At 36.8% G+C, this 25,563-nt stretch carries 26 protein-coding genes and 1 pseudogene; 16 read left to right on the top strand and 11 right to left on the bottom strand.

The window, feature by feature from the left end; all coding sequences use genetic code 11:
• Nucleotides 1–194: 194 nt before the first annotated feature.
• Entirely contained in the window at nucleotides 195–1,190 is a 996-nt protein-coding gene (ilvC, locus tag CM19_RS01095; protein ID WP_048098595.1) for a ketol-acid reductoisomerase, read from the top strand.
• A gap of 358 nt (nucleotides 1,191–1,548) precedes the next feature.
• Here ilvC and CM19_RS01090 read toward each other — a convergent pair whose 3' ends face one another.
• The 4 genes from CM19_RS01090 to CM19_RS01075 form a co-directional block, all read right to left on the bottom strand.
• Nucleotides 1,549–3,519, bottom strand: coding sequence for a hypothetical protein (locus CM19_RS01090; protein WP_048098594.1), 1,971 nt, complete (start codon nucleotides 3,517–3,519; stop codon nucleotides 1,549–1,551).
• Nucleotides 3,516–4,901, bottom strand: a complete 1,386-nt coding sequence (locus CM19_RS01085; RefSeq protein WP_052349400.1) for an RNA-guided endonuclease InsQ/TnpB family protein — start codon at nucleotides 4,899–4,901, stop codon at nucleotides 3,516–3,518. Before CM19_RS01085 ends, CM19_RS01090 begins: the two co-directional genes overlap by 4 nt.
• A 163-nt stretch (nucleotides 4,902–5,064) precedes the next feature.
• Nucleotides 5,065–5,358 carry a hypothetical protein gene (locus CM19_RS01080; RefSeq protein WP_048098593.1) on the bottom strand — a complete coding sequence of 98 codons (294 nt, stop codon included), beginning with the start codon at nucleotides 5,356–5,358 and terminating at the stop codon, nucleotides 5,065–5,067.
• Nucleotides 5,351–5,599, bottom strand: coding sequence for a hypothetical protein (locus CM19_RS01075; RefSeq protein ID WP_048098592.1), 249 nt, complete (start codon nucleotides 5,597–5,599; stop codon nucleotides 5,351–5,353). Before CM19_RS01075 ends, CM19_RS01080 begins: the two co-directional genes overlap by 8 nt.
• A gap of 214 nt (nucleotides 5,600–5,813) precedes the next feature.
• On the opposite strand from CM19_RS01075, the gene CM19_RS01070 reads away from it, so the two are divergent.
• The 3 genes and pseudogenes from CM19_RS01070 to CM19_RS01060 all read left to right on the top strand — a co-directional run bounded on the left by CM19_RS01070 (nucleotide 5,814) and on the right by CM19_RS01060 (nucleotide 7,541).
• Nucleotides 5,814–6,521: a hypothetical protein gene (locus tag CM19_RS01070; RefSeq protein WP_150111341.1), complete on the top strand. Its 708-nt coding sequence runs from the start codon at nucleotides 5,814–5,816 to the stop codon at nucleotides 6,519–6,521.
• Between the two features lie 417 nt (nucleotides 6,522–6,938).
• Nucleotides 6,939–7,309: pseudogene (gene tnpA, locus CM19_RS01065) on the top strand (IS200/IS605 family transposase).
• The gene (locus CM19_RS01060; RefSeq protein ID WP_048098590.1) at nucleotides 7,296–7,541 is read left to right on the top strand and encodes a transposase; all 246 of its coding nucleotides are present in this window, start codon (nucleotides 7,296–7,298) and stop codon (nucleotides 7,539–7,541) included. The pseudogene tnpA and the gene CM19_RS01060 overlap by 14 nt, the downstream one beginning before the upstream one ends.
• Nucleotides 7,542–7,554: 13 nt before the next feature.
• Here the strand turns inward: CM19_RS01060 and CM19_RS01055 are convergent, their stop codons facing one another.
• Complete coding sequence (locus CM19_RS01055; RefSeq protein WP_052349399.1) at nucleotides 7,555–8,745, bottom strand: RNA-guided endonuclease TnpB family protein; 1,191 nt, start codon at nucleotides 8,743–8,745, stop codon at nucleotides 7,555–7,557.
• A gap of 66 nt (nucleotides 8,746–8,811) precedes the next feature.
• Between CM19_RS01055 and CM19_RS12455 the strand changes: the two genes are divergently transcribed.
• Nucleotides 8,812–9,051, top strand: a complete 240-nt coding sequence (locus CM19_RS12455; RefSeq protein ID WP_052349398.1) for a hypothetical protein — start codon at nucleotides 8,812–8,814, stop codon at nucleotides 9,049–9,051.
• Nucleotides 9,021–9,368 carry a transposase gene (locus CM19_RS01050; protein ID WP_052349397.1) on the top strand — a complete coding sequence of 116 codons (348 nt, stop codon included), beginning with the start codon at nucleotides 9,021–9,023 and terminating at the stop codon, nucleotides 9,366–9,368. Before CM19_RS12455 ends, CM19_RS01050 begins: the two co-directional genes overlap by 31 nt.
• Nucleotides 9,369–9,777: 409 nt before the next feature.
• Here CM19_RS01050 and CM19_RS01045 read toward each other — a convergent pair whose 3' ends face one another.
• Together CM19_RS01045 and CM19_RS01040 are read right to left on the bottom strand one after the other, a co-directional pair.
• On the bottom strand, nucleotides 9,778–10,197 hold the full coding sequence (locus CM19_RS01045) for a DUF973 family protein (RefSeq protein ID WP_420804700.1): 420 nt from the start codon (nucleotides 10,195–10,197) through the stop codon (nucleotides 9,778–9,780).
• Nucleotides 10,198–10,286: 89 nt separating this feature from the next.
• Nucleotides 10,287–10,856 carry a zinc ribbon domain-containing protein gene (locus tag CM19_RS01040; RefSeq protein ID WP_052349396.1) on the bottom strand — a complete coding sequence of 190 codons (570 nt, stop codon included), beginning with the start codon at nucleotides 10,854–10,856 and terminating at the stop codon, nucleotides 10,287–10,289.
• A 445-nt stretch (nucleotides 10,857–11,301) separates the two neighbouring features.
• On the opposite strand from CM19_RS01040, the gene CM19_RS01035 reads away from it, so the two are divergent.
• The 5 genes from CM19_RS01035 to CM19_RS01015 all read left to right on the top strand — a co-directional run bounded on the left by CM19_RS01035 (nucleotide 11,302) and on the right by CM19_RS01015 (nucleotide 18,433).
• Nucleotides 11,302–12,465 (top strand): AAA family ATPase, encoded by a 1,164-nt coding sequence (locus CM19_RS01035; RefSeq protein ID WP_048098588.1) that lies wholly within the window; start codon nucleotides 11,302–11,304, stop codon nucleotides 12,463–12,465.
• A gap of 779 nt (nucleotides 12,466–13,244) precedes the next feature.
• Nucleotides 13,245–14,396 (top strand): glycosyltransferase family 4 protein, encoded by a 1,152-nt coding sequence (locus tag CM19_RS01025; RefSeq protein WP_048098586.1) that lies wholly within the window; start codon nucleotides 13,245–13,247, stop codon nucleotides 14,394–14,396.
• Between the two features lie 380 nt (nucleotides 14,397–14,776).
• The gene (locus CM19_RS01020; protein WP_052349395.1) at nucleotides 14,777–16,036 is read left to right on the top strand and encodes an RNA-guided endonuclease InsQ/TnpB family protein; all 1,260 of its coding nucleotides are present in this window, start codon (nucleotides 14,777–14,779) and stop codon (nucleotides 16,034–16,036) included.
• Nucleotides 16,037–16,232: 196 nt separating this feature from the next.
• Nucleotides 16,233–16,406 (top strand): hypothetical protein, encoded by a 174-nt coding sequence (locus CM19_RS13030; protein WP_160164854.1) that lies wholly within the window; start codon nucleotides 16,233–16,235, stop codon nucleotides 16,404–16,406.
• Nucleotides 16,407–17,017: 611 nt separating this feature from the next.
• Nucleotides 17,018–18,433 carry an MATE family efflux transporter gene (locus CM19_RS01015; protein WP_048098585.1) on the top strand — a complete coding sequence of 472 codons (1,416 nt, stop codon included), beginning with the start codon at nucleotides 17,018–17,020 and terminating at the stop codon, nucleotides 18,431–18,433.
• Nucleotides 18,434–18,742: 309 nt separating this feature from the next.
• Here the strand turns inward: CM19_RS01015 and CM19_RS01010 are convergent, their stop codons facing one another.
• Complete coding sequence (locus tag CM19_RS01010) at nucleotides 18,743–19,672, bottom strand: hypothetical protein (protein ID WP_048098584.1); 930 nt, start codon at nucleotides 19,670–19,672, stop codon at nucleotides 18,743–18,745.
• Nucleotides 19,673–20,335: 663 nt separating this feature from the next.
• On the opposite strand from CM19_RS01010, the gene CM19_RS01005 reads away from it, so the two are divergent.
• From CM19_RS01005 to CM19_RS00990, 4 genes are all read left to right on the top strand, one after another.
• Nucleotides 20,336–21,088, top strand: a complete 753-nt coding sequence (locus CM19_RS01005; RefSeq protein ID WP_052349393.1) for an MATE family efflux transporter — start codon at nucleotides 20,336–20,338, stop codon at nucleotides 21,086–21,088.
• 237 nt (nucleotides 21,089–21,325) lie between these two features.
• Nucleotides 21,326–21,835, top strand: coding sequence for a ParA family protein (locus CM19_RS01000; protein ID WP_052349392.1), 510 nt, complete (start codon nucleotides 21,326–21,328; stop codon nucleotides 21,833–21,835).
• A 19-nt stretch (nucleotides 21,836–21,854) separates the two neighbouring features.
• Nucleotides 21,855–22,190, top strand: a complete 336-nt coding sequence (locus tag CM19_RS00995; RefSeq protein WP_048098583.1) for a hypothetical protein — start codon at nucleotides 21,855–21,857, stop codon at nucleotides 22,188–22,190.
• A 1-nt stretch (nucleotide 22,191) separates the two neighbouring features.
• Nucleotides 22,192–22,443 carry a hypothetical protein gene (locus tag CM19_RS00990; RefSeq protein ID WP_048098582.1) on the top strand — a complete coding sequence of 84 codons (252 nt, stop codon included), beginning with the start codon at nucleotides 22,192–22,194 and terminating at the stop codon, nucleotides 22,441–22,443.
• A gap of 579 nt (nucleotides 22,444–23,022) precedes the next feature.
• Here the strand turns inward: CM19_RS00990 and CM19_RS13390 are convergent.
• A complete protein-coding gene (locus CM19_RS13390; protein ID WP_268744921.1) occupies nucleotides 23,023–23,148 on the bottom strand; it encodes a hypothetical protein in 126 nt (41 codons plus the stop codon).
• A gap of 93 nt (nucleotides 23,149–23,241) precedes the next feature.
• A complete protein-coding gene (locus tag CM19_RS00985; protein ID WP_048098581.1) occupies nucleotides 23,242–24,018 on the bottom strand; it encodes a hypothetical protein in 777 nt (258 codons plus the stop codon).
• A 122-nt stretch (nucleotides 24,019–24,140) separates the two neighbouring features.
• Here CM19_RS00985 and CM19_RS00980 point away from each other — a divergent pair, with 122 nt between their 5' ends.
• Nucleotides 24,141–25,211, top strand: a complete 1,071-nt coding sequence (locus CM19_RS00980; protein ID WP_048098580.1) for an FkbM family methyltransferase — start codon at nucleotides 24,141–24,143, stop codon at nucleotides 25,209–25,211.
• Here CM19_RS00980 and CM19_RS12445 read toward each other — a convergent pair whose 3' ends face one another.
• Complete coding sequence (locus CM19_RS12445; protein ID WP_052349391.1) at nucleotides 25,212–25,508, bottom strand: serpin family protein; 297 nt, start codon at nucleotides 25,506–25,508, stop codon at nucleotides 25,212–25,214.
• Nucleotides 25,509–25,563: the final 55 nt, after the last annotated feature.

Raw genomic sequence — 25,563 nt, 5'->3', positions numbered from 1 at the left:
TAAACATATTCTTAATCTGACGTCCTCACCGCCCTAAAGGCTACTCCTGAGTCGTTGTCGTTTTCCTGGCAATATCTGCTAAGTCTTTTTTTAAGCATAAAGATATACGCCTTACTTCCAAAGATTTCTTAACTATAGTCATTTCCAGATAAGTTAGGTGAAATAGTTATATTTTTGAATACCACATTACAACCATGGCAAGATTGTTTTTCGAAGGAAATTTGGAACTCCTTAAAAATAAAACGATAGGAATAATAGGGTATGGAAATCAGGGGAGATCTCAGGCTCTAAACTTAAGAGATAGCGGATTAGACGTCATTATTGGGAACGTACGTGACAATTACGCCGATCTAGCTGAAAAAGACGGATTTAAAGTTAGGTCAATCCCTGAGGCAGTTAAGGAGTCGGACTTCTCCTCTATCCTTATACCTGATGAGGTAGCTCCAGACGTTTTTAAATCCCATATCCTTCCTTACTTAAAGAAAGATCACGTTATCCTCTTTTCCAGTGGTTATAACATAGCTTTCAACTTCATTGATCCTCCTGCCGGTACTGACGTAATTATGGTTGCCCCTAGGATGATTGGAGAAGGAGTTAGAAAAAGATATGAGGAGAATATGGGTTTCCCCGTCTTAATTGGGGTAAAACAGGATTCTTCTGGAAAGGCACTGGATTACGCCCTTTCCTACTCTAAAGGTATTGGCGTAATGAAAAAAGGAGGGGTAGCGGTTGAGTCCTCGTTTGAGGAGGAAGCCCTAGTAGATCTCTTCAGCGAACACACATGGGCTGGTTCGATGCTTTTCCTCTTTAAGGAATGCTTTGACGCGCTAGTGGAAGAAGGAGTTTCACCAGAGGTGGCACTACTAGAGCTATACATGTCAGGAGAGGTAGCAGAAATAGCTCAAAGAATAGCTGATATGGGACTCTTTGATCAGTTAAAGCTTCATTCAACCACAAGTCAATATGGACAATTCGTATATGGACCGAAATATATGACAGATGAAATTAAAAAAATGTTAAGGCAAGCAATACAAGAAATAAAGGATGGAGAATTTGCAAAGGACTGGACATTAGAGAGAATCGCTGGTTATCCAAGATTAAATTCTATGTGGAAAAATGTTAAGGAGTATAGGATAAGTAAGGAAGAGGAAAAAATGAGAAAGATCTTGAAAGGAGAAAAAGAGGGTTAAAACTATCCTTTTTCTATTTTATGGTTACATCGATTTTAGGTGAGTTCTTAACTTTTTTCTCTAACGATCGTTATTGAGTTCGTTATCAACTGACCTCCTCCCCGCTCTAAAGGGCGAGGCTTTCAGTTGTAAATTAGCACTTAAGACTTAATTGCAAGTGATCAACTAGACGTTATCGACGCTGAATTAGATTTAGTTCGTGAAACTGTCTTTTACTCTAGTGTAACAAAAGGTTTTTATAGTGTTTTAGAAAATTTTACGATTAATCCCGCGCTAATGTTGTACATTTCACAAAGATGTGATATCTAGAGGGATCCTTGCCGTTGATAGGTGCCTTGATCCCACATTGGAGATATAACTATTGCGAATACACCTGGACTGGAATTATGGGAATTAGGACTTCCGTTGATGCGGAATAACCTTGTGATGAGAACAACTCTATCTGAACCTCGACGTAATTATAAGAAAACGACGATAAGTCTTTCTCTAAACCATGAAGTGAATTGTTAAGAAGTGTAGATGGAAGTACAATTGAGGTTATGGGAATTGCAACACTTAACGTCTCATTTAAAGCTGACTCCGGACTAACATTAATCTGCTTTTCTACATAAACTCCTCCAAATAAGGTGGTTCCATAAGATTCACCTCCTGAACCAAGGAACGTACCGTAGAGCTTGACTGTTATACCAGCTTTATTGAATACAATAGATGAGTTTGTAGGATTAGCTATAAGTAAGTCTAATCTAACCTTTAGTGGAGTTATCAGGAATCCACTTATGTTAGCGTTACTGATATCAGATGGGGAGGAAGCAGAGATTGTATCAGGGGCGAAAAATCCTCCAGATATTCCACCACTAAAACTACCATTTATTTTTCCTGAAAAATACTTAAAGCCTTGATCCAGAAAAGGATCCAGAATATTATTCGAACTTAATTCAAGTTTTCCATTATTTGTTGATATATTACCTTTTCCGCTTATAGCAATAAAATCTATCTTAGAGTTGTCTCCAACAGACTTTATAGCTCCATTTAAATAGAGTTCTTGGGGGTTTGCAAATATATATAAGAATGAGGAATAGAACGGTTTCACCACTAGCGAAACAACATAGGAACTTAATTTACCTATAACATTTATATTATTAAATGAGACATTCACGTTGCTTAATTTTCCTTCTACTGAATAGTTAGAGTAATAATATCTGAAAAACTGATTAAACGTAATAGGGCTTATACATATACTTCCATTACCTATGATAGTTGCATTTTCATTTACTAAGTTTAAATTAATTGGCTTATCTTTAATGCTTTCAATTGTGCTATTTTGAAATATCACCTTTCCGGAAAAACTTCCTGTAACGGTTGCGTTAACTATAGTCAGATCTATTTTTCCATTTTTGTTAGATGTTATGTTTAAACTGGTTGGAGAACTTAGTAGATTTATAGCTTGCGATGGAGAGGACATTGAACCGCTAAAATATGCATCATTTAAAGTACCAACTAAACTAGCGTTGACTTGAGCAGGATCTAAGTTTACGTTTTTCATATAAACGGCAGAATTAGAGTGAAATCCCTGAATTAAACCTGAATATGAACCTGAAGTTAAATTAAATGATGCATCATCAAAGGTTCCATCAAGAGTACCAACAAACGTTAAATTTCCTTGTAATATATCTCCGTTTTGTAATATAGGACCGTTGTATAGAACGTCACTGAACGTTATAGGCTGACCGTTATTAACCTGAAAAATTTCCGGGTTATATAGTGTAACACTACCGTATTGTCTAATGAGGTCAGCTAAATTTTCGTTAGGTATTACCTTAAAGCTTGGTTGTGATAACACTTTAAATGAAGAAGGGTCTATCTCAACTATTGCTATACCATTCCCATGCAGTGGATGAACTTGAACAAATACTTCCCTTTCAGGTAAAGGGCAGATTATATTCCCATACTGAGTTATTGCACCTATGATGTTTCTTTGACTTAATTTTATAGCAGGGAAACCGTCAAAGGAAAAGTTTGCATTGGTTGGACTCACGTTTAGAGTATAAGGAACAACTCTTACTCCGCCCGAGTTTTCTATTAACGCTTTTATTGAAACGGGTATAGGGATCTCTTTTGAGAGGAAAACGAATAGAAACTCGTTTGAAGCGTTTACGAAAGCGATATCTGGAGACGTTAGAGTGCTAGGGGTGAATTCTTCATATTGGTATTCAGCGTCTCTAGTGTAGGCATTAGCAGTAACCTTTTCTTGTTGTTGTATTGAACCTAGACTACTTAACTGACCTCCTCCCCGCTCTAAAGAGCGAGGGTTCCCCTCAGAGCGGTTCATAGGTTTTGATCCATACGTTTCACCCTCATAGAATCATAGCTAGCTGGTACTACCAGCCCCGATCCTCTCGTCCACGTATAGACCAGTGGGGTGGTCTTACCCCAACTTATCCCTATCCCTCTGGTGGTGGTTCCCTCAACACCACCATCATTAGGACTCGGGATTATGGATATATTAAACGCACCAACTAGGTCTGCGTTAAATACTTTGTTAGATGTTGTACACTTAAATAAACCCCTTGTAACTCTTTTCCCGCATCCATTGCCGTGGATGGGACAAGTAGTTGAAGTATATGCCTCGTTAACAAACTCAACAGTTATTCCGTGTTCTTCAGCAACGTTCTTCAACTTTTCCATAACTTGTTTGTAAGACCATACGTTAGCAACTAGAAAGTTACCCTTTTTCTGACTTATGTTCTTTGGATAACCAACCTTGATTAGAGAAACACCTTTGTTATACAGAAACTCAGCAACTTTCCTTACGGTAGTATCTATTATAGCGTTTAACTTCCTCTTCCACTTAATATATAATCGCCTTATTTTACCCGAAAATGGCTGGTCATACAAGGATAACAACTTCTGTTTCATACTTATCAGTTTCATGAAGTAGTACGAGATAGACTTCAACACTCTAGTCTTGATTAACACTTGTGTACCGTCAGAGACATAGACAGCAAAGAGATTGTTTATTCCTATATCTATCCCACCTACTAAATTACCTTTTAGTGTTAGTGGTACTTTCACCCATTCATCATTCTTTCTATCAAGTCTTTCACTTGCCTTTAAGGTAATGTGTGCATACCACTTTCCTAATACGTCATTATATATTATTTCCAACCTCCCTTGTTCCCCTCTATAGTAAATTTCCCCATTGTATTTTATTGCCAAGTCCTTGAATTTCCCTAAATGGCGTAGTTCAATCTCTTGTTTCTCTTCATCTATTCTATATTGGTCTTTCCTTAACACTATTATCAACTTCCTCTCCTTCCTGTCTTTCCAATAACCAGGTGGGTTTACGTCCTTGATAAATGGTAGTAGTAATTTTTTCTCTTTCTTTGCCCTTAACAAGGAAAAGAATGAACTCCACGCCTCATTGTTCTTGTTTAAAACTTGTTGTGTTGTTATTGTACCTATCATGTTCTTATACTCATTATACCACTTGTTATAGGTACCCTTGATATCAACACCACGTTCACCGTTAAAGAACTGTCTTCTCCTTTCATAGTTTACTTGGTTCCATAGTTTTGAACACAAGTTTCCTAGTTCTTTTAACTCCTCCTCTTGTTCTTTTGTTTGAATTAGATCTACAGTTATGGTGCGTCTTAGGACTGGCATGGTAGGCATAGGGACTGATCCCTTACTACTCTTCTTAGGTTTACCCACCGTACCGTCCTCATTAGGAGTTACTCTCTAACTTTTATAAACTTTTTTTGATAACATCCCCGCTCTAAAGAGCGAGGCTTTCAGTTGTAAAATAATGTAGGAACAGCAACTGCAATTATTAAGATTAATATAATAAAAAATCCTATAACTGTAGATAATCCTTTCATAGCCATAAATAACCCACCTCTATGTAGCTTGAAGACCCAAGCTGAGGAGTAGAGAGTAGTATCTCTACAAAAACTGGATCACTTCCTGAAAACGTTACTTCCTGCACAGAACCAGTTGTCGTGTTCCAGATTGGAACATTTCCTTGAAATTGAACTTGAAGGGATTCACTGTATATTATGGCGCTTTGCATTTCTTTTGGATATGTCCCATTTACTCCTATCTTAAAACTGTTTGCAAATGAGGGAGTAACCTGTGAGTTGCCAAATAAAGAAGGAGATAGATTAAACACTAATAGAGAGTTTACCTTGATAATTAAAATCTGATATGGTAAAGATGACTGTCTTTTCTTTACCTAAAGAGAAAACTTCTGTTTTCTGAATATAAAGACCTTGAGAAACCTGTTGTGCTAAAGACCTTACTTGACCTTGGGCTTGAACGTGAGCAAAGTACATACTTCCAATGGAAAATACGAGAATACCAATTATTACTGTTACAGCTATTAAGATGAAAGATGAGATAGCATTCTCCATATCTATATCAAATCTAATTAGAATTCAGTTATATATAACCTTTGCGCAAAATGAACAAGATATACCAAAGAGGGAAAACAATTACTTTAATATTTTCTTGTAGATTTTAAATACTTTTAGTTACCTCCTTTTGAAAAAATATATAAAAAACCAGAATGGAATATGCTAACACGAAAGATTAGTTTTAAATAGATTATTTAAAAGATTTAAATCCATGAAGAGAGAACGTCTATATCTCATTACCTTTATATTCCTCCTGTTTATGCTAACCTTCTCTGCAGTTCATCACTTACCTCAGTCATATAGTGAATCTTTAAGGCCAGGCATATTTGCTATTTACAATGGAACAACGGATTACACCAACTTCCACAAAGAAGCTAAGTTGATCTATATTCAAATAATAAACAATTCATACAGTAACAACACGGTTAAGGTAGAAAATATTATAGTAAACAGGGAAACGTGCGAAGCCTCTCCTCCTACTTATAGTATTATGAACTCATCCGTTCCTCTAACATTTTACTTTATAAACCCTGGTCTGTTAGGAATGAACATTTCAGCTGACGGCGAACTATTCTCCTTTGCAGGAAAAAGTAATTCACTATACATGTATAAAACGAGATCTCAAGTTCAATCAGGTGTGTATATTGTAGGTATTTATTTCTTTAATCAATATGGAATAGCTGAGAAAGTATATTTCCTTCAGTATGGGGCTGACAACGTATTGGCGAGTAATACCACGTGGACATTATGGAAGACAAACCTAATCTATAACGAGGCTTTTCCCAATCTTCATATAACTTTTGGAAAACCGGTGAAGTTTTCGCCAGATTCTTTCCAAACTACTAAAAAACTAATAATGGAAGACATATTGGCTGTAGGCCTATTATGTATAATTCTTATATTAATATTTAGAAAATAAATATTTTTTGATGGACTATTTAAATTTAATTTAGGTATAATCCTGGTTTGATAGTTGACATCGTGAAGCGGTTTAATGCTCTATGGATGCCATTAATACCAGTTTCGTTATACTGCGATTTTTAGTTAGATTTTTTAGGAGACTACATAGCAAACGGTAACATGAGTCCTAGAGTGTATGGTAAAACTGAAGTTACAAGAAAGTCTTTGAGGTGTTGGTCAGAAAAATGATAGGAAGTTAAACTCATGAGTATACTTCTAAGGACTGGTTTCTCTACGCTCGTTTTGGTGGAATGGGTGGGTTATCCCTCCAATGGATAGTGATGATAGGCTTTGTTCAGAACGTGATGAAGCCTAAGGGTTTCACAGATATGACAACAAGTCCGTAAAACCAAAACCCCTATGGGCAACTTCAACCATTTCTTTACATTTTGTCTGGATACCTAAATATCGCAGAGACGTCTTAGTTGGTGAGATCGCAGAATATACTAAAGGGGTCTTGAACTCAATACTTAAAGAGCTAGGCTGTGAACCAATAGCATTAGAAGTTATGCCAGACCATGTTCACGTTTTCACCTTATGTCCCCAAAGCATGCTCCCTCATATATAGCTAGGTATCTGAAGGGTAAGAGTTCAAGAAAGATATTGCAGAAGTTTCCAGGGATTAAAGCAAAGACGAAAAGCGGTAAGTTATGGAGTAGGAGCTATTTCGTAGCCACAGTAGGTAACGTTACTGCTGAGGTAGTTAAAAAATACGTGGAGGAAAAGTGGAAAAATGAGGAGGACTAGTGTTATCAAACTAGTAACAGATAAGGAAACAGAAAACAAACTAAAGGTGTTATGCTCACTTTCAGCTAAACTGTGGAATGAGGTGAACTATGAAAGAAGAAGGCAGTTCTTCTCTAAAAAGGGAGTTGATCTAAAAGGTACATATAAGATGTTTTACGAGAAGTATAAGAAGTTAATAGGGTCAGCTACAGCTCAACAAGTGCTAAACAAGAACAACGAGGCATGGAACTGACGTCCTCACCACCCTAAAGGGCGATGGTTCTCTTCAGATGCGGTTCATAGGTTCCACCACTCTGGGGTCGCACCGACCCCTCACTGTGGTGGCTGTGGGGGGCGTCAGAACTCCCCCTACGCAATAAGTTTAAGCGGGCAATAGAATCCCTATCAGCTTGAAAACCACACTTCTTACACCTAAACGTCCTGTGCCCGACCTCAACCATTTCTTCACCGTCATAAGGACAGCGAGTAGAGGTATAGCGTGGTGGTACCTTGATAACAGCTATACCGTGCTTAAACCCTTCCCAAGATATCCAGGACTGAAGAGTATAATATGCCATGTATTGAAACCTTTCCCTCCATGACTTCTTTAGCCCAGGTTGCCTCTTGTTCAGACCGTTTAAGTCCTCTAGTATAATCGTATCCTTGCCTAGCTTTTTGGCGTAGTTTACGATCCTAATAGCTTCTTTTCTAGCCCAATCAACAAGAGCATTGTGTATGTTCTTGTACACTCCCCTTATCCTTAACAACACCCTCTTTAGAGACCTCCAAGATGGGTACTTCTTTTGAAGGGTCGACACATACTCCCTCTTCTTCATTAAATCCTCAACGGGCGTCTTATCCCTCCTTTCATGTTTTTCGTCGCCATACACGACCTCTCTAACGTTTATGTCTACAGCTATGGCATTGCTTGACGGTTTAGGTAGTTTGGTTTCTTTCTCATAGCTTATATGCAAGTAATATTCGTCACCCTGTTTCACTAACCTTGCTTCACCTCTCTTCCATCCATTAACTTCATCAAAAGTCTTTGGGTACCCTTCAACAATTAACTTACCATAAGATGAGGTCTTAACATATTCCTTAGTTACCTCTTTAATATCGTCAATCTTCAACCATATAACGTCTTTTCTTAACCTAGGCTCTCTTCCTTTGTTTGGGTTGTTCATCCAACTCTTAGCTATTGCTTGTCTTATACAAGCTATAGCTTGGTAAGAGGTGAAACCAAACTTTTCTCTTAACTCCTTGTACCATACTTGTTGTACTGTGTTTAACGAGATTGTAGATTCACCATTCTTGTTTTTGCTCCACTTATCCTTGTTCTTCAATAACCACTTTAAAACTAGATTTGTCGCGGTCTTCCATTTTGAGAAGTTAATGTCCCCCTCTGGGCTAACCTTAAGGACAACAGTCCTGGTTAGTACCCCTTCATCGGAGGACATACAAGAACTATATAGCCCAGAGATTTAAAATGTTTGACCCCGCCCTAAAGGGCGAGGCTTGAGTTGTTGTCATTCTTTAAGTTACTGCAAAAGAAGAAAGACAAGGAATTGCCACAGTTTATCATAAAAGTAAACCCTCCTGGGTACAAGAAAGAGAATAAACAGAGGAAGTTATGGACAGTCCTTAGAAACGACCAATATGAGATAGAGGATGACACATTAATCCTAAAAGGGTTAGGTGCGATTGGTAGAATTGTTGTAAATTTAAGGGAAGAGTGCATATTAAGGGGAAACAGGGTAGGTTAGAGATAATAAAAGACGGTGACTCGTGGTATGCCCACATTAGTTTCGAGGTAGAAGAGAAAGCGGTAAGGAAGGAATGGCGTAAGATACCACTTAGCCCTAAGGGAAATTTAAATGCAGGGATCGATATTGGTATCAACAACTTGTTAGCAATTTATACAGAAGACGGGAAGGCTAAACTATTTAACGGTAGACCGTTAAAAACAATTGCATTTTATTATAAATACAGACTGGCAAGATATCAGTCAATACTTAACAAATATGGCGTAAAGACTTCTAAAAAGTTAAGAGTGCTTGTCCAAGTTGTTGTTACACAGTAGACGGACTTTGCTTGTTCCAATAATAGTCTACTGAAAAGTAGGAACACCTAGATCCTGAAGTAACCCCTCTACCTTCGATAAAGCGTCGTTAAGAATGAAGCGGTAAGATGACCAAAAGGTCTGGACAGTTCATAAGAAATAGTTGTACACATTAAAGGATATAGATTTTGTATAGATGATCTAAAATGTCGAACTACTTGCTCCATTTTTTATTTCATTTAAGTTCAAGTCTCCTACTCCTTTAACTTCATGCTAAAACTTCAAGATTGAAGAGGCTTGTTTTATTATCTGATAAAACAAAATATGATTACTTCAAATAAAAATAATGATTATATACATAAATGTATGCACTAAAGAAAATTCTTAAAATATACAAAATAAAAAATTATTTTTCCCCCAGATATTTATGTTATGTCGTACCGATTACAGTTACAGGGAGAGTCTGACCATTAGATAGAGTTAATGTTATGGTATATGTGCTACCTGGTAGGATACCACTTTTATCGCTAACAGTAAAAGAGTAAGTTCCTGTCCCAGCAGTAATAGTTGAAATATGAGGTGATACACTTCCACCATTAAACGTAGCTGAGACAATTGTTACAGTCCCGGTTGACTTAAGAGTAACACAAGCTACTCCATTAGTAGTTATCGTCCCACTTCCTATTTGGGTAACTGTAGGTGAAGAACTGAAAGCTCCGAAGAACCCGAAGGCTAGACTAACTACTGCAAGAGCTATGATAACAGATGCTATAACTAGGATTAAAGCAGTTATTGCTCCTGATATTCCTCTTTTCCTTTTAGCGCTTATTTTTGATCTTTTTAAAGACATCATATCCATAAATCGATCGGAGTTAGTTCTATATAAACTTTTATGATTATTCTTCATCTGACCTCCTCCCCGCACTAAAGTGCGAGGGTTCACGCTAGTACGGGGAGGTTTAAGGCTACATCCTTTTTTCGTTCAGCCCTGGGCTGGGTCTTCAGCCCGTTACCCCTATCCCTTTCGGGACTCAGGGTTATGAGTTTCACTAAGATATTATACGCACCGACTAAGTCCGCGTTAAACACCTTGTTAAGTGTCGTACATTTGAATAGTCCTCTGTGTATCCTTTTACCACAGCCCGTTCCATGTATTGGGCATGTTGAAGAAGTGTATGATTCGTCAACAAAATTAACTTTAATACCATATTCCTCTGCGACCTCATAAACCCTCTTCAACAAATAGTTGTAATGCCATAAATTCACGGTATAGAAGTTCCCATTATCTTGGGATATTTCCTTAGGATAGCCGACATAAACCGTTGAAACGTTATTGTTATAAAGCCAATCAATAGTCCTCCTAACTTGAGTATCAATGAAGTGCTTAGCCCTCCTAACCCATGTGTTATAGGGTGCTTGTTCTCTCAGAAAGATGGGTTTGGCTTTACGGACATTTATTGTCTTGTCCACGAGGCACTGAGCTTCGTAACGTTCTGAGCCAGAGCCCATTAACCTGATCCGCACCTTAGCGGGATAACCCCACCTACCTCACAGAAGCAGGTGTGGGAAAACCTGTACACTTTAGTTCTTTACCAATCTTTCAAGTTCCTTATTCGGGTCTACAAACCCACATTTACAACGAAATAAAATGAAAAATACCATTATGGTGCCAAAGACGTTACCTGAGCATAAGCTATCTAACTTTCCTTTTCTTTCTTAACCTATTTTTGTACAATTATAAGATACTAAATAGAAAGTTTTTCTGAGATTTGATGGAAACATACTGGAAGGGTGAGTGAGGAGTAAGTCCTAAAGGACTGAAACACGTTGAACAACTTAAGGATATCTCTAGGGACAAACTGATGACTCATTATTCCTAGGAATAGCTCGCTTTTTGTTAGTTTTACAAAAAGCTTTAAAAATATCATGAGAATAGTCTTATAGGACTAGTCTTATGAGACTATATCTCAAAAGAAAAGAAGAAGACAAAATACGAAAAATAAAGGCCTGGACTTTGATATATGGACGTAGGAAGACTGGTAAAACTACACTTGCTAAGAAATACATAAAGGCCGACTGGTATTTCCTTGTTACTGTATCTTTGAGAGCAGTAACACAAGACGATAAGGTAATAAAATTAGAAGATGCCTTAAATGAAGCAAAGAGGATTATAAGGTCTGGTGGAACTGCAATAATCGATGAGTTCCAAAGACTACCAGACGACTTTTACACTATAATATCTAATTGGGAAAGAGAAGGTATACTAGTAGCAGTTGGGTCAAGTTACAGTGTATTAGAGAAAGTATTTGACAGGAATAGTCCACTCTTAGGTATGTTTACACCCATGGAAATAGATATAATTTCTTATGAAGATGTCCTTTACCAGTTAGGTGACCCGTTATTATCAGTCATCTTTAGGGATCCTTGGATCATTCCTTTTATCGATAAATATGAGGAACTACTGGAGAAAGTGAAAGAGTTTTCTCTCATAGCAAAAGGATTAATAGGAGAAGTATTTAAGGAAGAGGAAAGGCAACTTACTAACATTTACTATAAGATCCTTCTCCTCTTGGGTGAAGGTATATGGAAAACCTCTGAAATTGCTGGTATTATACAACCAAAGGGCAGGGAACCCACTATATCGTCAATGGTAAATAAGCTGGCCAAGATGGGATTAGTACAAAAGATCCCAACTTTATCAAGAGAAAACTTCTATAAAATAAGGTCACCTCCATTGTCTCTAATATTATATGCTGAAAGTAAATATTCAGTAAGTGAGACTGAGTTAAAGGTCGAAACATTACCTATAGGTAGAGAAGTACAGTTCAGCATAGGAGAGATGCTAGCAAAATACTTTAACGGGGAACTTTATTATTCTCCAAAGGAAGACATTGATATAGTAATTATGAAAAAAAGAGTACCAATATGGGGTTTTGAAGTAAAGATGGGGGAAATTACTAGATCTGAAGCCCTCAATGCGGTAAAGAGGATAAGTAAAGTAGCTAAGAATGTGGGACTGATAAGCTTGAGAGAGAAGCCCCCAGAGGGCTATGCAGACCTATCTTTGGGACCTGATGAACTAAAAGAGATAGCGGGAAAACTATTTAATAATAGTTAGAACCCAAACTTATTCTCTTCGAAAAGAAAAACAACTACTTGAGTATATACACATAATACGTTAACACTCTGCTTTAATAGGAAGTTTCTGCACAAGGTGATTAACTCTACAAAGAGAGGGAAAGAAAAAAACAAGTCTATATTCCTGAACTTAAGATATCCTAATACAACTGGCAGGATCATCCAAAGGACAGCCATGGAGGCAAAAGTTATTATAAAAAGGATTAACGATAACCTAACGAAAGTCATCTTAAAATTGCATAAGACTAATCTCATTTCTTTTCACCAATGACCTTAACAAAATATTGACAAAGGCTATCTAGATCACGCTATAGGTATGGAGCTTTATTTTTATTAACAATGATTCTTGAGAAAACATAAATGTATTCATTATTTAGTGGAGACATAGACCTTTCGAAAGACTTTCAATCCAACAAAATCTAACATATCATAAAGCCTTTATCCAACTTGAAAGGAAAAATTCCCTTTAATCTATTCCTTTAATATAGTTTTTATTAATTGATGAGATAACGTAGTATGTCTGAAAATAATGATAAAAATCTTAATAAACCATGTTAATTCCCCCCAATTAGGTAGTTAATCATGTAGATAATTAATCATAACCAGACAACTTCCTTTACTTATCCTTTTATTTTGTTTTTGAAGAAATTTCTAATTGGGGATCAAAAAACTCCATTCAGGACTAAGTCTTTTCCTAACCTGGCTCAAAAAAGTTAAAAGATGAGTTCTCCACATAACTCTGAAAATTAAGGTGATCTCATGAAAGTCCTGATTCTTGTAAGAGTTCTTTGGCCAGGAGGAGTGCAGAGGGCAGCCTTTAAAGAGGCATATGAGTTGATGAAAAGGGGGCATGACGTTGATTTGGTATTTATTAGAGAAACTCAAAGAGAAGTTAAGTACAGTTCCTCGATTAATTACACTGTACTTTACCCTCCCACAGTTAAGAAACGCTTACTTGGTAAGATCTTCTGGAAGTTAACCTCAATCTACGCTAAGGGAAGAGGAGACGACGCAACCATTGACCTAGATCTCATCTTTCTTTACGAAATGAGAAGAAAGAAAAATTATGACGTTGTCATCTACTACGATCAGTGGACAGCTCTATTTTCGTGGGTTAGAAAACTTAAGGAAAAAGTGTGGGAAATAAGGGGAAAGAAAGGAGGAGGAGAGAAGAAAGTTGTCTTCGTCCACGAGACGCCACTCTCCAACCCTAATCCTCCACTTCTCCCTAAGCTTATAGATAGATTAGGTCTTTGGAAGGCTAACTGTATCATTACAAACGCTGAGGCTAACAGAGAGGCCCTGGAGAGATATGGTTACAAAAACGTCTTCACTCTTTACCTTGGTAGTGATCCCGTCGATTCTCCTAATTTTTCCTCTAGAGAGGATATAGCCTTGTCCGTAACGATGTGGGATGCTGGTAGACATCCAGAAAGGCTTGTGGAGATATCAAGGAGGCTAAGGAGAGGTAAAGTAGTCATAGCTGGGGACTGGGCCGATAGAACGCTTTTAGAGAAATATAGAAACATGAGAAACGAACACTTGGAGGTAACGGGTCCGCTTCAAGAGGAAGAATTAAGAGAACTTTACAGAAGATCTAAGGCTTTCATACGGTTCGGCTATAATGAGAGAGGACCTGGGATGGGTTCCCTTGAAGCTCTTTCCTATGGAATTCCTCTGATAGTTAACAGAGGGATAGGTATAACTGAGGTTATAAAGGATAAAGAGAACGGATTTATTGTGGAGGAAAACGACTTTGATGGAATATCTAAAATATTGGATGAATTGTTCGTTAACGAGGAGATGTGGAATAAGATTTACGAAAATAACAGAAAACTAGCTGAATCTCTATCCTGGAATAAACATGGTGAGAGACTCGACGAAATTATAAGAAAGATAGCTAATGAATAAAAGAAGACCAGAAAATATTCCTATTTCCTTATCTTCTCTTAAAATTTGAGAATGACCTCTAGTTGAACCAACTAGAGTCTCCCTACTTGATTTTATACCTCCTTTATCTTAACTTTCCAATTAAGGTTGTGTATCCAGTTTATAGACAGCTGTACTTTGATTTCTTTTTTCTGTTCAGGGGATAAATAGTCGTAGCTAGCAGTTTCGCTTAAATCTTGAGATTTTTAAGCAATTAATGACAGCTGTTAATTTTGCAAAGACCAAAAAGAAGTGTGCGAGAGACTATCTCTTACAACTGAAAGCCTCGCTCTTTAGAGCGGGGATGTTATCAAAAAAAGTTTATAAAAAGATAGAGAGTAACTCCTAATGAAGACGGTACGGTGGGTAAACCTAAGAAGAGTAAGAAGGGATCAGTCCCTATGCCTACCGTATCAGTCCTAAGACGCACCATAACTGTAGATCTAATTCAAACAAAAGAACAAGAGGAGGAGTTAAAAGAACTAGGAAACTTGTATTCAAAACTATGGAACCAAGTAAACTATGAAAGGAGAAGACAGTTCTTTAACGGTGAACATGGTGTTGATATCAAGGGTACCTATAACAAGTGGTATAATGAGTACAAGGACATGATAGGTACGATAACAGCACAACAAGTTTTAAACAAAAATAACGAGGCATGGAGTTCATTCTTCTCCTTGTTAAGAGCAAAGAAAAAACTACTACCATTCACCAAGAAGGTCAACCCACCTGGTTATTGGAAAGACAAGAAGAAGAGAAAGTTGATAATAGTGCTAAGGAAAGATCAATACAAGATAGATAAAGAGAAACAAGAGATAGAACTACGCCATTTGGGACAATTCAGAGACTTGGCAATAAGATACAATGGGGAAATTTACTATAGAGGGGAACAAGGGAGGTTAGAAATAATATATAATGACGTATTAGGAAAGTGGTATGCCCACATTACCTTAAAGGCAAATGAAAAACTTGACAGAAAGACGGGTAAGTGGGTTAAAGTACCACTAACACTAAAAGGTAATTTAGTAGGTGGGATAGATATAGGGATAAACAACTTGTTAGCTGCCTACATCTCTGACGGTACACAGATGTTAATCAAGACTAGAGTGTTAAAATCTATCTCGTACTACTTCATGAAACTGATAAGTATGAAACAGAAGTTATTATCCTTGTTCAAACAACCGTTCTCAAATAAGATAAGGAGGTTGTACATTAAGTGGAAGAGGGAGTTAAACGCTATAATAGACACTGCCGTAAGGAAAGTTGTTGAATTCTTGTATAACAAAGGTGTCTCACTAATCAAGGTTGGCTACCCAAAGAACATAAGTCAGAAAAAGGGTAACTTTCTAGTTGTTAACGTATGGTCTTACAAACAAGTTATGGAAAAGTTGAGGGATGTTGCTGAAGAGTATGGTATAACTGTTAAGTTTGTTAACGAGGCACATACTTCAACTAGTTGCCCCATCCACGGTAATGGATGCGGGAAAAGAGTTACAAGGGGTTTGTTTAAGTGTACAACATCTAACAAGGTGTATAGCGCGGACTTGATCGGTGCGTTTAATATATCCATGATCCTGAGTCCTAATGATGGTGGGATCACCAGAGGGATAGGGATAAGCTGAGGTAAGACCACCCCACTGGTCTATGCGTGGACGAGAGGATCGGGGCTGGTAGTACCAGCTAGATATGATTCTATGAGGGTGAAACGTATGGATCAAAACCTATGAACCGCTCTGAGGGGAACCCTTCAGGGCGGGGAGGAGGTCAGAGAACTGAGGTATATGGATCAAGGGATCATCAACCAATAAAACTACAAAAATGAGGTTTAGAGAAATCGTTGACAGACTTATGGGAAGTAAAGAAGAGAGAAGTAACTCTGTAGCTAGAGTCTCATCTGAAACACAGAAGGATGATCTAAACCAGGCGGGAGAGTTAAAAAGCAGGAAACTAGGAATACAAGAGTGCCTAGCATTAAATGTTATAGTTGGTTAAACATAAAGAGGAAGGAACTTCATGAAATCAATAAAAATGATACTAGCAATCAAGTGACAAAAGTAGTAACGTAAAAGGAAAACTATCTTTGGACTGAAAAGGAAGCTTGTAAAACACAAACAGGATTTATATTATCAAAAATTGGACATTCCATTGTTTAACTTGCTGGACTTTTATCTAGTCCGTCATAAGGACAAATAAGATTGATAGACAAAACATCAGATTATTATCATGAAATAGCTTACGTATTAGGGTTATCCGTCCGTTTTTCCATAGAGGGTTAGGTTGTGCAGTGCATTTTACTCCTTTAGGGACTTCTCCTCTCACTCACCTTTCTTGATAGTACAACTACCTTCAATGTGAGGTCAAGGAATCGGGATCAAAGGCACGGCTCCCTGCGAATATCACTCCACACATCTTTGTGCAATGCATATCATTAGTGGGAGATCCAGGAAAAAAACTAAAACGGATTTAAAAACCTCTAGCTACCCTAGAATCACAAACAGTTTTACTGCCCCATTCCTCTCCTTTAACCCCCTAAGGTAAAGATCCCAAATTTAGTTCAACCATCTTACCGAAAATCTTTTAAAAATAAGGAGAAAGCTAGAGTTGTGAACCCAATAAAGAACTGGCTGTTTTCCCTGAGTTCCACAACCTTTAACGTTGTCATTGCTCTCGTCTTCTTCCTTATAACTGCTAGGATAACGTCTCCGGCCTTCTTTGGGAAAGTGGCTATAATACAGCTCCTTGAAGTCATCTCTTCCTCTGTCTTATATTTTGTTCCCGGTCAGATAGTAATGAGAGAGGTGGCCTATCTTCACGCAAGAAAGGAAGTGGATAAGAAAGTGGTAGAAAAGTTCTTAAGCATACCTTTCCTAGCCTTACCCTTCCTACTCACCCTTTTGCTTTTTCCCAACTATGTAAGGTTAGCCGTACCATATCTATTCCTTTACGTAGCTTCCAATGTGGAGAGCCAAGAGATGATGGGGATGGATATGTTCAAGGAGACTACTATATCCGGTTATGCCTTCTTGACTATAAGGTGGGGTATATCTCTAATAGCAGTCTTGGAGAAGAATATTTACCTGTTTCTAGCAATATGGATAGCCGGATCTGTAATAAGTAACGCTTACAACCTGGCCGCAATTTCCAGGAAAATGAAATCCTTGATAAAGCCATCGTTTGACTTCTCCTTCCTTTTTAGGCACTTTAAGGAGTCTTTATCCCTGTACTTGTCTAACTCAACAAGTTTTCTCTCCTCCCAAGGGGATAGAGTCACGACTTCTTACCTATTGGGTTCATACTACCTTGGCTTATACCAGTTCTCTGCCTTAGTCGCAGGAGTTCCTTACATGTTCATTTCATCCATTAGTGGTTCTCTACTTTCAGCGTCTTCCTTTTACAAAGCTTTAGGTAAGGAAGAGGTAGTAATAAGTTCTATTTCCTTCAAGTTTATTGCCCTTCTCACATTTGTTGTTGCAATAGCTTCTTTTCCCCTCGCAAAGTTCCTTATCCCTATTCTCTTTCCTGAATATGTAAAAAGCGTGAACGTTTTAACTCTCTTAATCCTTGTAATGACACTTCCTACACCTGTTGGATTGTTAACTAACTTCATCATAGCCTTTAAGAGAAGCCTTAGACCTTTCCTTTACCTCACTTTGATTACTGCCTCAACTGTATTACTCACTTCATTTCTCCTCATACCAAGGTTGGGAATAATGGGGGGAGCAATATCCCAACTGATCTCCTCCTTGATATCCTCCTCGTTTATTTTATATTATGCAACGTCAACTAAGGTATTTCTTCCAACATTAAAGGAATTTGTAGTCCTTTTGATGTTACCTAGCCTTGGACTATTTGAGTACTTCGCTGATCCACTGTGGTTGGACGTAATTGTCCTCCTAATAGTGTTGACCTTATTTAAGGTATTTAGAGTAATATCAAGGGATGAGGCAAGGATTATGAATTCCTTTTTGCCCAAGTGGTTGAAGTTCTTAGAATACGTAGTGGTAAAGATTAGCTCATAGACAAATTTAAAGAGATGATATTATTATGTATATTATTTTAATATCAGATTTTTCTTTCTTCCTTCTCTTTTTCTTCTTCTTCCTTTTTGATATATTTTGCTGAAATCTTTATCTTAAAAAAAAAAAATCCAGAAGGCATAGCGTAGATTTCCTAATATATTCTAAAATGATCGTTGACAAGGGAGCCCAGTATAACAATGTATAGAGACATCTTAGCGAATAGATTCACTTCCAATATTCTAAAGAAAGATGTAATCAAACCAGATTCATAAAAAATCTTTTCAACAAATGTGAAACGTCCATAATCCCCTACTTTTCTCTTTGTTTGCCTATCCCTCTATTCCTCCATATGCCTATCCCTATTATTATTGTGGATATCGCTATTAATACCAAAGGTATTGTTGGCATAACTTCCTTTACCTCGTTTGATCTTACTCCGACGTTAATTATTCTGTACTCATGAAGGGTGGGAAAAGTAATATTTACCACCATATTCCCTGAGGCAGTTAAGTGAATTTCCCCCTCTCCAAAAGTGGCGTTTCCAGAGATCGCTTCCCTCCCATTTATAAATACTACGTATGGTACGTTTTCCGTAGTAATTACGTTAAAGTCGTTAAATATTACAGTATTTATATCCACGCGGAATCCTGCGAAAGAGAAGTTCCATGGTATATCCGTCAAATAGTCAACAACGTATTTACTGCCGTTAACTACAACGTAAGGAACGCATGTATAACCGTTAACATCTTTGAAAACTGCACTGTAATTTCCTTCTTTCACGCTAGGAAGTCCTCCCAAGACGGAGTGCCACCCGGTGTAGTTATGTACCCACAAAACCCCAGTCATCGAAACAAGTACTGCATAGAAGTTTGATTGCGAGATATCGCTCGCGTGAGGGTCTATTCCCTCATAAAGAACTGGTCCCGGATTTCCGCCGAGCGTTGGGATATCCCCTGAAAACGAAATTACTAGTTCCCTCGCTGTCAGCGAGGATACATTAGTTTTGAAAACGGCAAAGTCTCCAGGATTGCCTGTAAGCGTAAGGTGACTTTCGTTTGAGCTAATTATAACTCCAGGAGTTATATATTGGAAGTCTGTTCCCTGGATTTCATTCGTGAATACTTGAAAAGAGATTGAGAACTTTTCACCGTAAAGGACAGATCTTGGATAATGAAGTAGAATATTACCTCCGTAAGCTGGTAGGGGAAGGAGTATAATCAACAGGAAAATCCACTTCATTGTAGAATCAATTATTCCTGGATTATTATTTTTTCTTATCAGGGTTAGAGGTACGTATTGAAAGTGTTGTTAAATAATGATAAACTCTTAATAATTACGTTAATTATGAGCTAACCGAACAATTTTCATAATTTGGAGACAGTCGATACATACCGTGTAACGCTTCTGAGATATTTAAACCATAGTAACTTTTCTTGTCATATGTGATAAACTTTATTGTTTTCAATAAGTATTATTTTTATATATAGATGAGACTACTGAACGTGATTTTAGACTCTCTAATATATTTTAGCTCTTCGGACTCTTCGTAAGGTTAGCAATATCTTACTTGTTTCTCTACGTAATGAATGCTGTGTAGAACTCCGAAATAGTGGGAATGGATATTTTTAAGGAGAGCATAATCTCTGGCTACTTATTCTTGATTATTAGGTGTGGGATCTCTATAATAGCTGTTCTACAGAAGGAAATCTACCTTTTTCTGCTAATGTGGACAGTTGAAGCATTGATATCGAACTCCTTTAACCTCTTCATGATCTCAAGAAAGCTTAATGCGAAAATTGTCTTGCAGTCGTTTAACTTTCCCTTTATGTTTGACCATTTTAGGAAGCCCTTTCTTTGTACCTATCCAACGCTATCAACTTCCTCTCATCCCAGGGGGACAGGGTGACAACTTCCTACTTGTTGGGTTCCTATTACCTTGGCTTGTACCAGTTCTCAGCATTAGTAGGAGGAGTACCCTTTATGCTCGTAAGTTCAATAGGTGGACCGTTACTTTCAGCCTCATCATACTATAAAGCGTTAGGAAAAGATGAGAAGTTAATGAGCAGTGTAACTTTTAAGTTCGCCTCCCTCCTTACATTTTTAGTGGTGATAATATCGTTACCGCTAGCTAGGGTTCTGATTCCTATTTTATTCCCAGATTACGCTAAAGCTGTTAACGTACTGACCATATTACTGCTGTTAAGCACGTTAACTTTCCCAATAGGGACTCTGACTACTTTCATTGTAGCCTTTAAGAGGAGCCTAAGACCATTCTTCTACATTACCCTAGCAACTGCCTCAACTGTGTTGGTGACTTCTTACGTCTTAATACCTAGTATGGGCATAATGGGTGGTGCAATCTCTCAGTTAATTTCCGCATTCATCTCTTCCTCCTTCGTGCTGTACTACTCCGTATCAACAAAAGTGTTCTTCCCGGGAAAAAGGGAGTCCTTCCTCCTCTCGTTAATACCTCTCATTGGACTTTATGAGTACTTTATTGATCCATTATGGCTAGACGTTATCGCGTTGCTTGGTGTAGTTGTGGTGTTTAAGGTCTTTAAGATAATCAGAAGGGAAGAGGCGAAAGTAGTTAGTTCATTCTTACCTAAGTGGTTGAAGTTCTTCGAGCCCATACTTTTAGGAATAAGCTCGTAAAGGGTAGTTTTCTTAAAGTTTACTAGGTAGAAAGAGGTGTGTAATTAAAGTGTTACCATTCATGGGTAAAATCTTAATAAATTATGTTAGTTACGTAGCAATTATGTAATTAGTCATAAGAAGATGAGACACTTGAAATGCATGAAAAAAGATGTATGAAGAATCTATGTTTCGTTTATATTACTAGGTAAAAATAATAAAGAAAAAGCTTAAGAGTATAAAAAATTAATTTGTAATGTGAGTGAATTAAAGGTAATATTACTCATTAATCAAAAAGGTGGGACTGGTAAGACCACCTTAAGTGCGTTAATTGCTATAGGACTTGCATTACTTGGGAAAAAAGTCTTACTTATTGATGCTGATCCTCAAGCTCATCTAAGTTCATTTTTCATTAAGACTAATGAGTTAGATACGTATCAAGGTGTGCTTCATATGGCAAGGGGTGAGAAGTTTAAGATAATTCCCGTTAATATTGGGAAAATTAAAGGAAAGTTAGGGCTTATACCCTCTAATTTGAGTTATCTTGTAGATGTATATAGGGGTCAAATCCCTCTTACAGATCCCTATGCTTTACATAAAAGACTATATAGAGAACCGGCTATAACAAAAGATTATGAATGGGTGATAATTGATACACCTCCAGAACTTTTTGCACCTACAATATGGGCACTTTATGCTAGTAACTATTTAATAATTCCTTCTAACCTAGAGGAACTTCCGTTAATGGGTGTTAGGATCTTAATATAAGGATATATTACAAGATGTATTGTATACAAAGAACGACTGTAATATACTAGGAATAGCGTTAGTAGGGATAACAAGGAAATTTAGTTCTAGTACTATAAAGAAAATTGAGGATAGGCTTATAGCATTTATAAAGGATAAAATTCCACGAACATTTATCCAAAAATTTTACTATAAGCCTTTCTTCAATACAATGGTTTACGTTCACAATGAGTTAAGTGACTTAGTATTCAGACCAAGAAGATGGGAATTACCTCTAGTTAGAATTATATCACAGAATAAGGATATAAGTGACGAAGTAAAGAACCTTGTTTCAGAGATTGAAAATAGAGTAAATAGTTTTCAAGGGTTGACCTAAAATGGGTGATGATTTCGAGGAAAGGATATCACGCGATCTGTCCATGGAACCTTCTAATTTTATAACATGGGTACTCGAAACGTATAAGACTGTTTGGGAAAAAGGCTATGAGAGAGGTGAAGAAGAAAAACGTGATAAGGGACATGAGGACGTACAGAAATTAGATCTAGAATCTATAATTCAGGAATTTAAGTCAAGATTGATAGAGGAATATAAAGCTTCAAAAAATCCTAAAAAGAAAGCAGGAGAGTAATATGGTTTATAAGAAACTTGCTAAAATATGTTAATGAGGATATATCCCCTTGTAATATAGATATGTGGAAGCTATTTGAAGAATATAAAAAGAGCCGTAATTTAGGCAAAAACACAGAGTATCTGTATAAGTCTTATGTGAAAAAATTTGTTGCGTTTTTACAAGAAAAATGTCGAAAACCTATAAGCCAGTGAACGAGAGCTTCAAGTATTTAAGCCTTACATTCAAACTTCAAGCATAGTACCCACTACTTATGCTAGGAGGGATAGAAAAATATCCCCCCAGTTGCGGGGGAGTATTTTTATATAAGTGACGTCAGCTATTAATAAAACCTTAATGAAGGGCATAAATTGTGTATCCATATTGTCATCTTATCATGATTAACTAGGTAAGTGAGACGTAATTATCATGATTTATTAAATTTTAACAATATACGACTACACATTTGATACACACGACCTAAATCATGCCATAATTAAATAATTGATCATTATTTGGCGATGCTATGCAATGAATTAGATATTATTATTAACTTACAGAATAAATTTAGATTGTTACTGTAAGGTGATGCTATAGACGTTAAGTTTTACTCCTCCTCTTCCTTCTCTCCTCTAGTACATAACCTAAAACTATTAAGATCGCGCTTATAACTAGGAGAGATATCTCTCGAATTGGGTAAACTATCTTCACCTCGTCATTGCTCATGGGAGCAGTTACGCCGACATAAATTACCTTGTATTCGTGAAGCGTAGGGAAGGTTATATTTATTGTAAGGGGCGAGGTAACCTTGATAGAGAACTAACCTTGTCCCATAGAATTAGTAAAGCCTGAAGTGTATTCTTTATCGTTTACGTAAATTACATAAGGGAGTGAAAGAGAGAAATAAGCACCAGATGCATAAAACTCAATTGGTTTTACAAAATCATACCCGGTATCTAACCTTATACCAACGTAAGAGAAATTCCAAGGGATGGGTGTTAAATATCCTATGAAGTATCCTTTACCGTTAATGAACATCTCCTTTACTAGAGTTTTACCCTCATGGTCTTGAAATATTACCGTATAATTTACTGGGGTAGTAACGTTTATCCAATTATCGATTACTTGACCATAAAAAGGTAAAGATGTAAGTGGAGCATACCATGAGGAATTGATATGCAATAAAATTCTTCCATCAAATGTTAATACTACTACCGTAAATTGATTTTGGTCACTGTCTGGTAATGGGATTTCGAAATTACCTCCGTAAAGTGCAATGCCAGGGTCGGATAAAATTGATTCATTATATTCCCCTAAAAATGTCACTCGAATTTCTTCTGAGAGGTTCAGCATAGGAAATACTACGTAATAGCCGTAAGGAGAACCACCTCTATATGTACTATTTATTATTTCTGTACCAGATGAGATTATGGGGAAATTAGTTGAGTTAATTGTTGTTGAGCAAGCTGAAAAGTTAACAGTTAAGGTTTGTCCATACAGTACTTGAGAGGGATAGGAAACGTTAATTAAACCTAGGGTAGGGTTAGTGAAAGTTAGTAATAAAATAAGAATGATGGACAAGATAATCTTTTCCATAATTGTCTTTAAATTTTTACACTCTCATTTAAAACTTTAATTGTAGCAATAGCTAAGATGTCAACGGTATAGGAAGTAATATTTATTACTATTTGATTGGATAGAGATAAAAGATATGGATTATGAATCTTGAAGATGTAATTTCGACAATAAACCAGTTAAGGCATACGTATAGGAATTGGCTAGGGTTAACGTTCAAAATGGCATTATATAAGTTTAGATTAACGAAAATAGCAAAAGCTACTGGGGTTTTAAGAGACGGATTACTTGTTAATGGAGATTATTATAGGCTTCTGGATTTAGCAATTTTGATCGAAAAACTAAACCAACTAGGAATACCGACTGAACTACAAGAGAACAATATAGTAATAAGGCTTCCTAGTACAACCTTACAGTTTAAAAATGAAAGCGATTTCGACATCATTTACAATTTATTATCTCTAATATATTTCGTAATAAAGTATGGCTTAATGATATTTAATGAGGTTAGTGAACTAAACGGCAATTTTGTAAGAATAGACACAAATAATATGATTATTGAATCATCTGACGGAAGTAAGTTTTATGTTAGGTATATAGATCCTTGGACTTTTACTGAAACTTTCATATTAAAGATACATGACAGATTTATAGCTTCTTTCAAAGGTTTAAAAGTTCTAGACGTAGGTGCTGAATTCGGAGACACGTCTGTTCACTTCGCTAGGAATGGAGCTGAAGTGATTGCGATAGAACCAGTTTCAACAAATTATAATGCGTTGCTTCAGAACCTAAAGCTAAACGAAGGGATTAAGGTAACACCAATAAAATGCGCAATAGGTGAGGACGGAGAAGTAACGATGTTTTACAAAGCTGACAGAATTGATGGCTCAGCTTCAGCATTTTATAAGAGCGAGAAAAAAGAAGAAATGGTTAAGAGTTACAGTTTATCTTCACTGCTGGATATGTTGGGTCTTAAAGAAGTAGATTATCTAAAAATGGACTGTAAGGGATGCGAAAGGTACTTATCTGTAGAGGATCTAAAGAGAGTTAAACAACTAGCTAAGATTGAAGTGACTTTAAATAACGTTAATGAATTAAGCGAGATATTGAAAAGAATCAAGGAAGCAGGATTTAAGAAGACTTACATTATATATCATAACCCAGAGTTAACCACTAATATTTTCCTCCACAATACCATATATGCGATAAGGTAATTAGGAATTAGAAATGAGTTTGCTAGACAAATCTTGAGGTCTTAGTTTGTTAAGGTAATATCTCCACTTATAGTTAAAATAAATACGATTAACCATATCTCTTTTGAAGTTAATTACTTCATCTTTCTCTAAACTCCCTCTTATCATGCCCTTAATTTGGAAGTTAATCCATCCGATTTTAGGTTTATATAAGCTAAATATCCTAAAATATAAATCATCATCTTCTACTCCATTTATAAATGTCTCATCTAGAAAATTATTCTTAATTTCCTTTAAAAAACTTGCTTGAAAAATCATAAAAGCTCCTCCGTTAATTATTAGATAATCTTTTGAGCATACAAGGGAGGTTAAT

Source organism: Candidatus Acidianus copahuensis, from assembly GCF_000632495.1.
Classification (GTDB): Archaea; Thermoproteota; Thermoprotei_A; order Sulfolobales; family Sulfolobaceae; genus Acidianus; species Acidianus copahuensis.
Note: the sequence above shows the minus strand (reverse complement) of the source record. Positions and strands in the feature narration are given on the sequence as shown.

Excerpts from the sequence above, each read along its gene's own strand:
- ilvC (WP_048098595.1), top strand. The coding sequence starts at position 195 with ATGGCAAGATTGTTTTTCGAAGGAAATTTGGAACTCCTTAAAAATAAA.
- CM19_RS01090 (WP_048098594.1), bottom strand. The coding sequence starts at position 3,519 with ATGAACCGCTCTGAGGGGAACCCTCGCTCTTTAGAGCGGGGAGGAGGT.
- CM19_RS01075 (WP_048098592.1), bottom strand. The coding sequence starts at position 5,599 with ATGGAGAATGCTATCTCATCTTTCATCTTAATAGCTGTAACAGTAATA.
- CM19_RS01070 (WP_150111341.1), top strand. The coding sequence starts at position 5,814 with ATGAAGAGAGAACGTCTATATCTCATTACCTTTATATTCCTCCTGTTT.
- CM19_RS01060 (WP_048098590.1), top strand. The coding sequence starts at position 7,296 with ATGAGGAGGACTAGTGTTATCAAACTAGTAACAGATAAGGAAACAGAA.
- CM19_RS01055 (WP_052349399.1), bottom strand. The coding sequence starts at position 8,745 with ATGTCCTCCGATGAAGGGGTACTAACCAGGACTGTTGTCCTTAAGGTT.
- CM19_RS01045 (WP_420804700.1), bottom strand. The coding sequence starts at position 10,197 with ATGTCTTTAAAAAGATCAAAAATAAGCGCTAAAAGGAAAAGAGGAATA.
- CM19_RS01040 (WP_052349396.1), bottom strand. The coding sequence starts at position 10,856 with ATGGGCTCTGGCTCAGAACGTTACGAAGCTCAGTGCCTCGTGGACAAG.
- CM19_RS01035 (WP_048098588.1), top strand. The coding sequence starts at position 11,302 with ATGAGACTATATCTCAAAAGAAAAGAAGAAGACAAAATACGAAAAATA.
- CM19_RS01025 (WP_048098586.1), top strand. The coding sequence starts at position 13,245 with ATGAAAGTCCTGATTCTTGTAAGAGTTCTTTGGCCAGGAGGAGTGCAG.
- CM19_RS13030 (WP_160164854.1), top strand. The coding sequence starts at position 16,233 with ATGAGGTTTAGAGAAATCGTTGACAGACTTATGGGAAGTAAAGAAGAG.
- CM19_RS01010 (WP_048098584.1), bottom strand. The coding sequence starts at position 19,672 with ATGAAGTGGATTTTCCTGTTGATTATACTCCTTCCCCTACCAGCTTAC.
- CM19_RS00990 (WP_048098582.1), top strand. The coding sequence starts at position 22,192 with ATGGGTGATGATTTCGAGGAAAGGATATCACGCGATCTGTCCATGGAA.
- CM19_RS13390 (WP_268744921.1), bottom strand. The coding sequence starts at position 23,148 with ATGAGCAATGACGAGGTGAAGATAGTTTACCCAATTCGAGAGATATCT.
- CM19_RS00985 (WP_048098581.1), bottom strand. The coding sequence starts at position 24,018 with ATGGAAAAGATTATCTTGTCCATCATTCTTATTTTATTACTAACTTTC.
- CM19_RS00980 (WP_048098580.1), top strand. The coding sequence starts at position 24,141 with ATGAATCTTGAAGATGTAATTTCGACAATAAACCAGTTAAGGCATACG.
- CM19_RS12445 (WP_052349391.1), bottom strand. The coding sequence starts at position 25,508 with ATGATTTTTCAAGCAAGTTTTTTAAAGGAAATTAAGAATAATTTTCTA.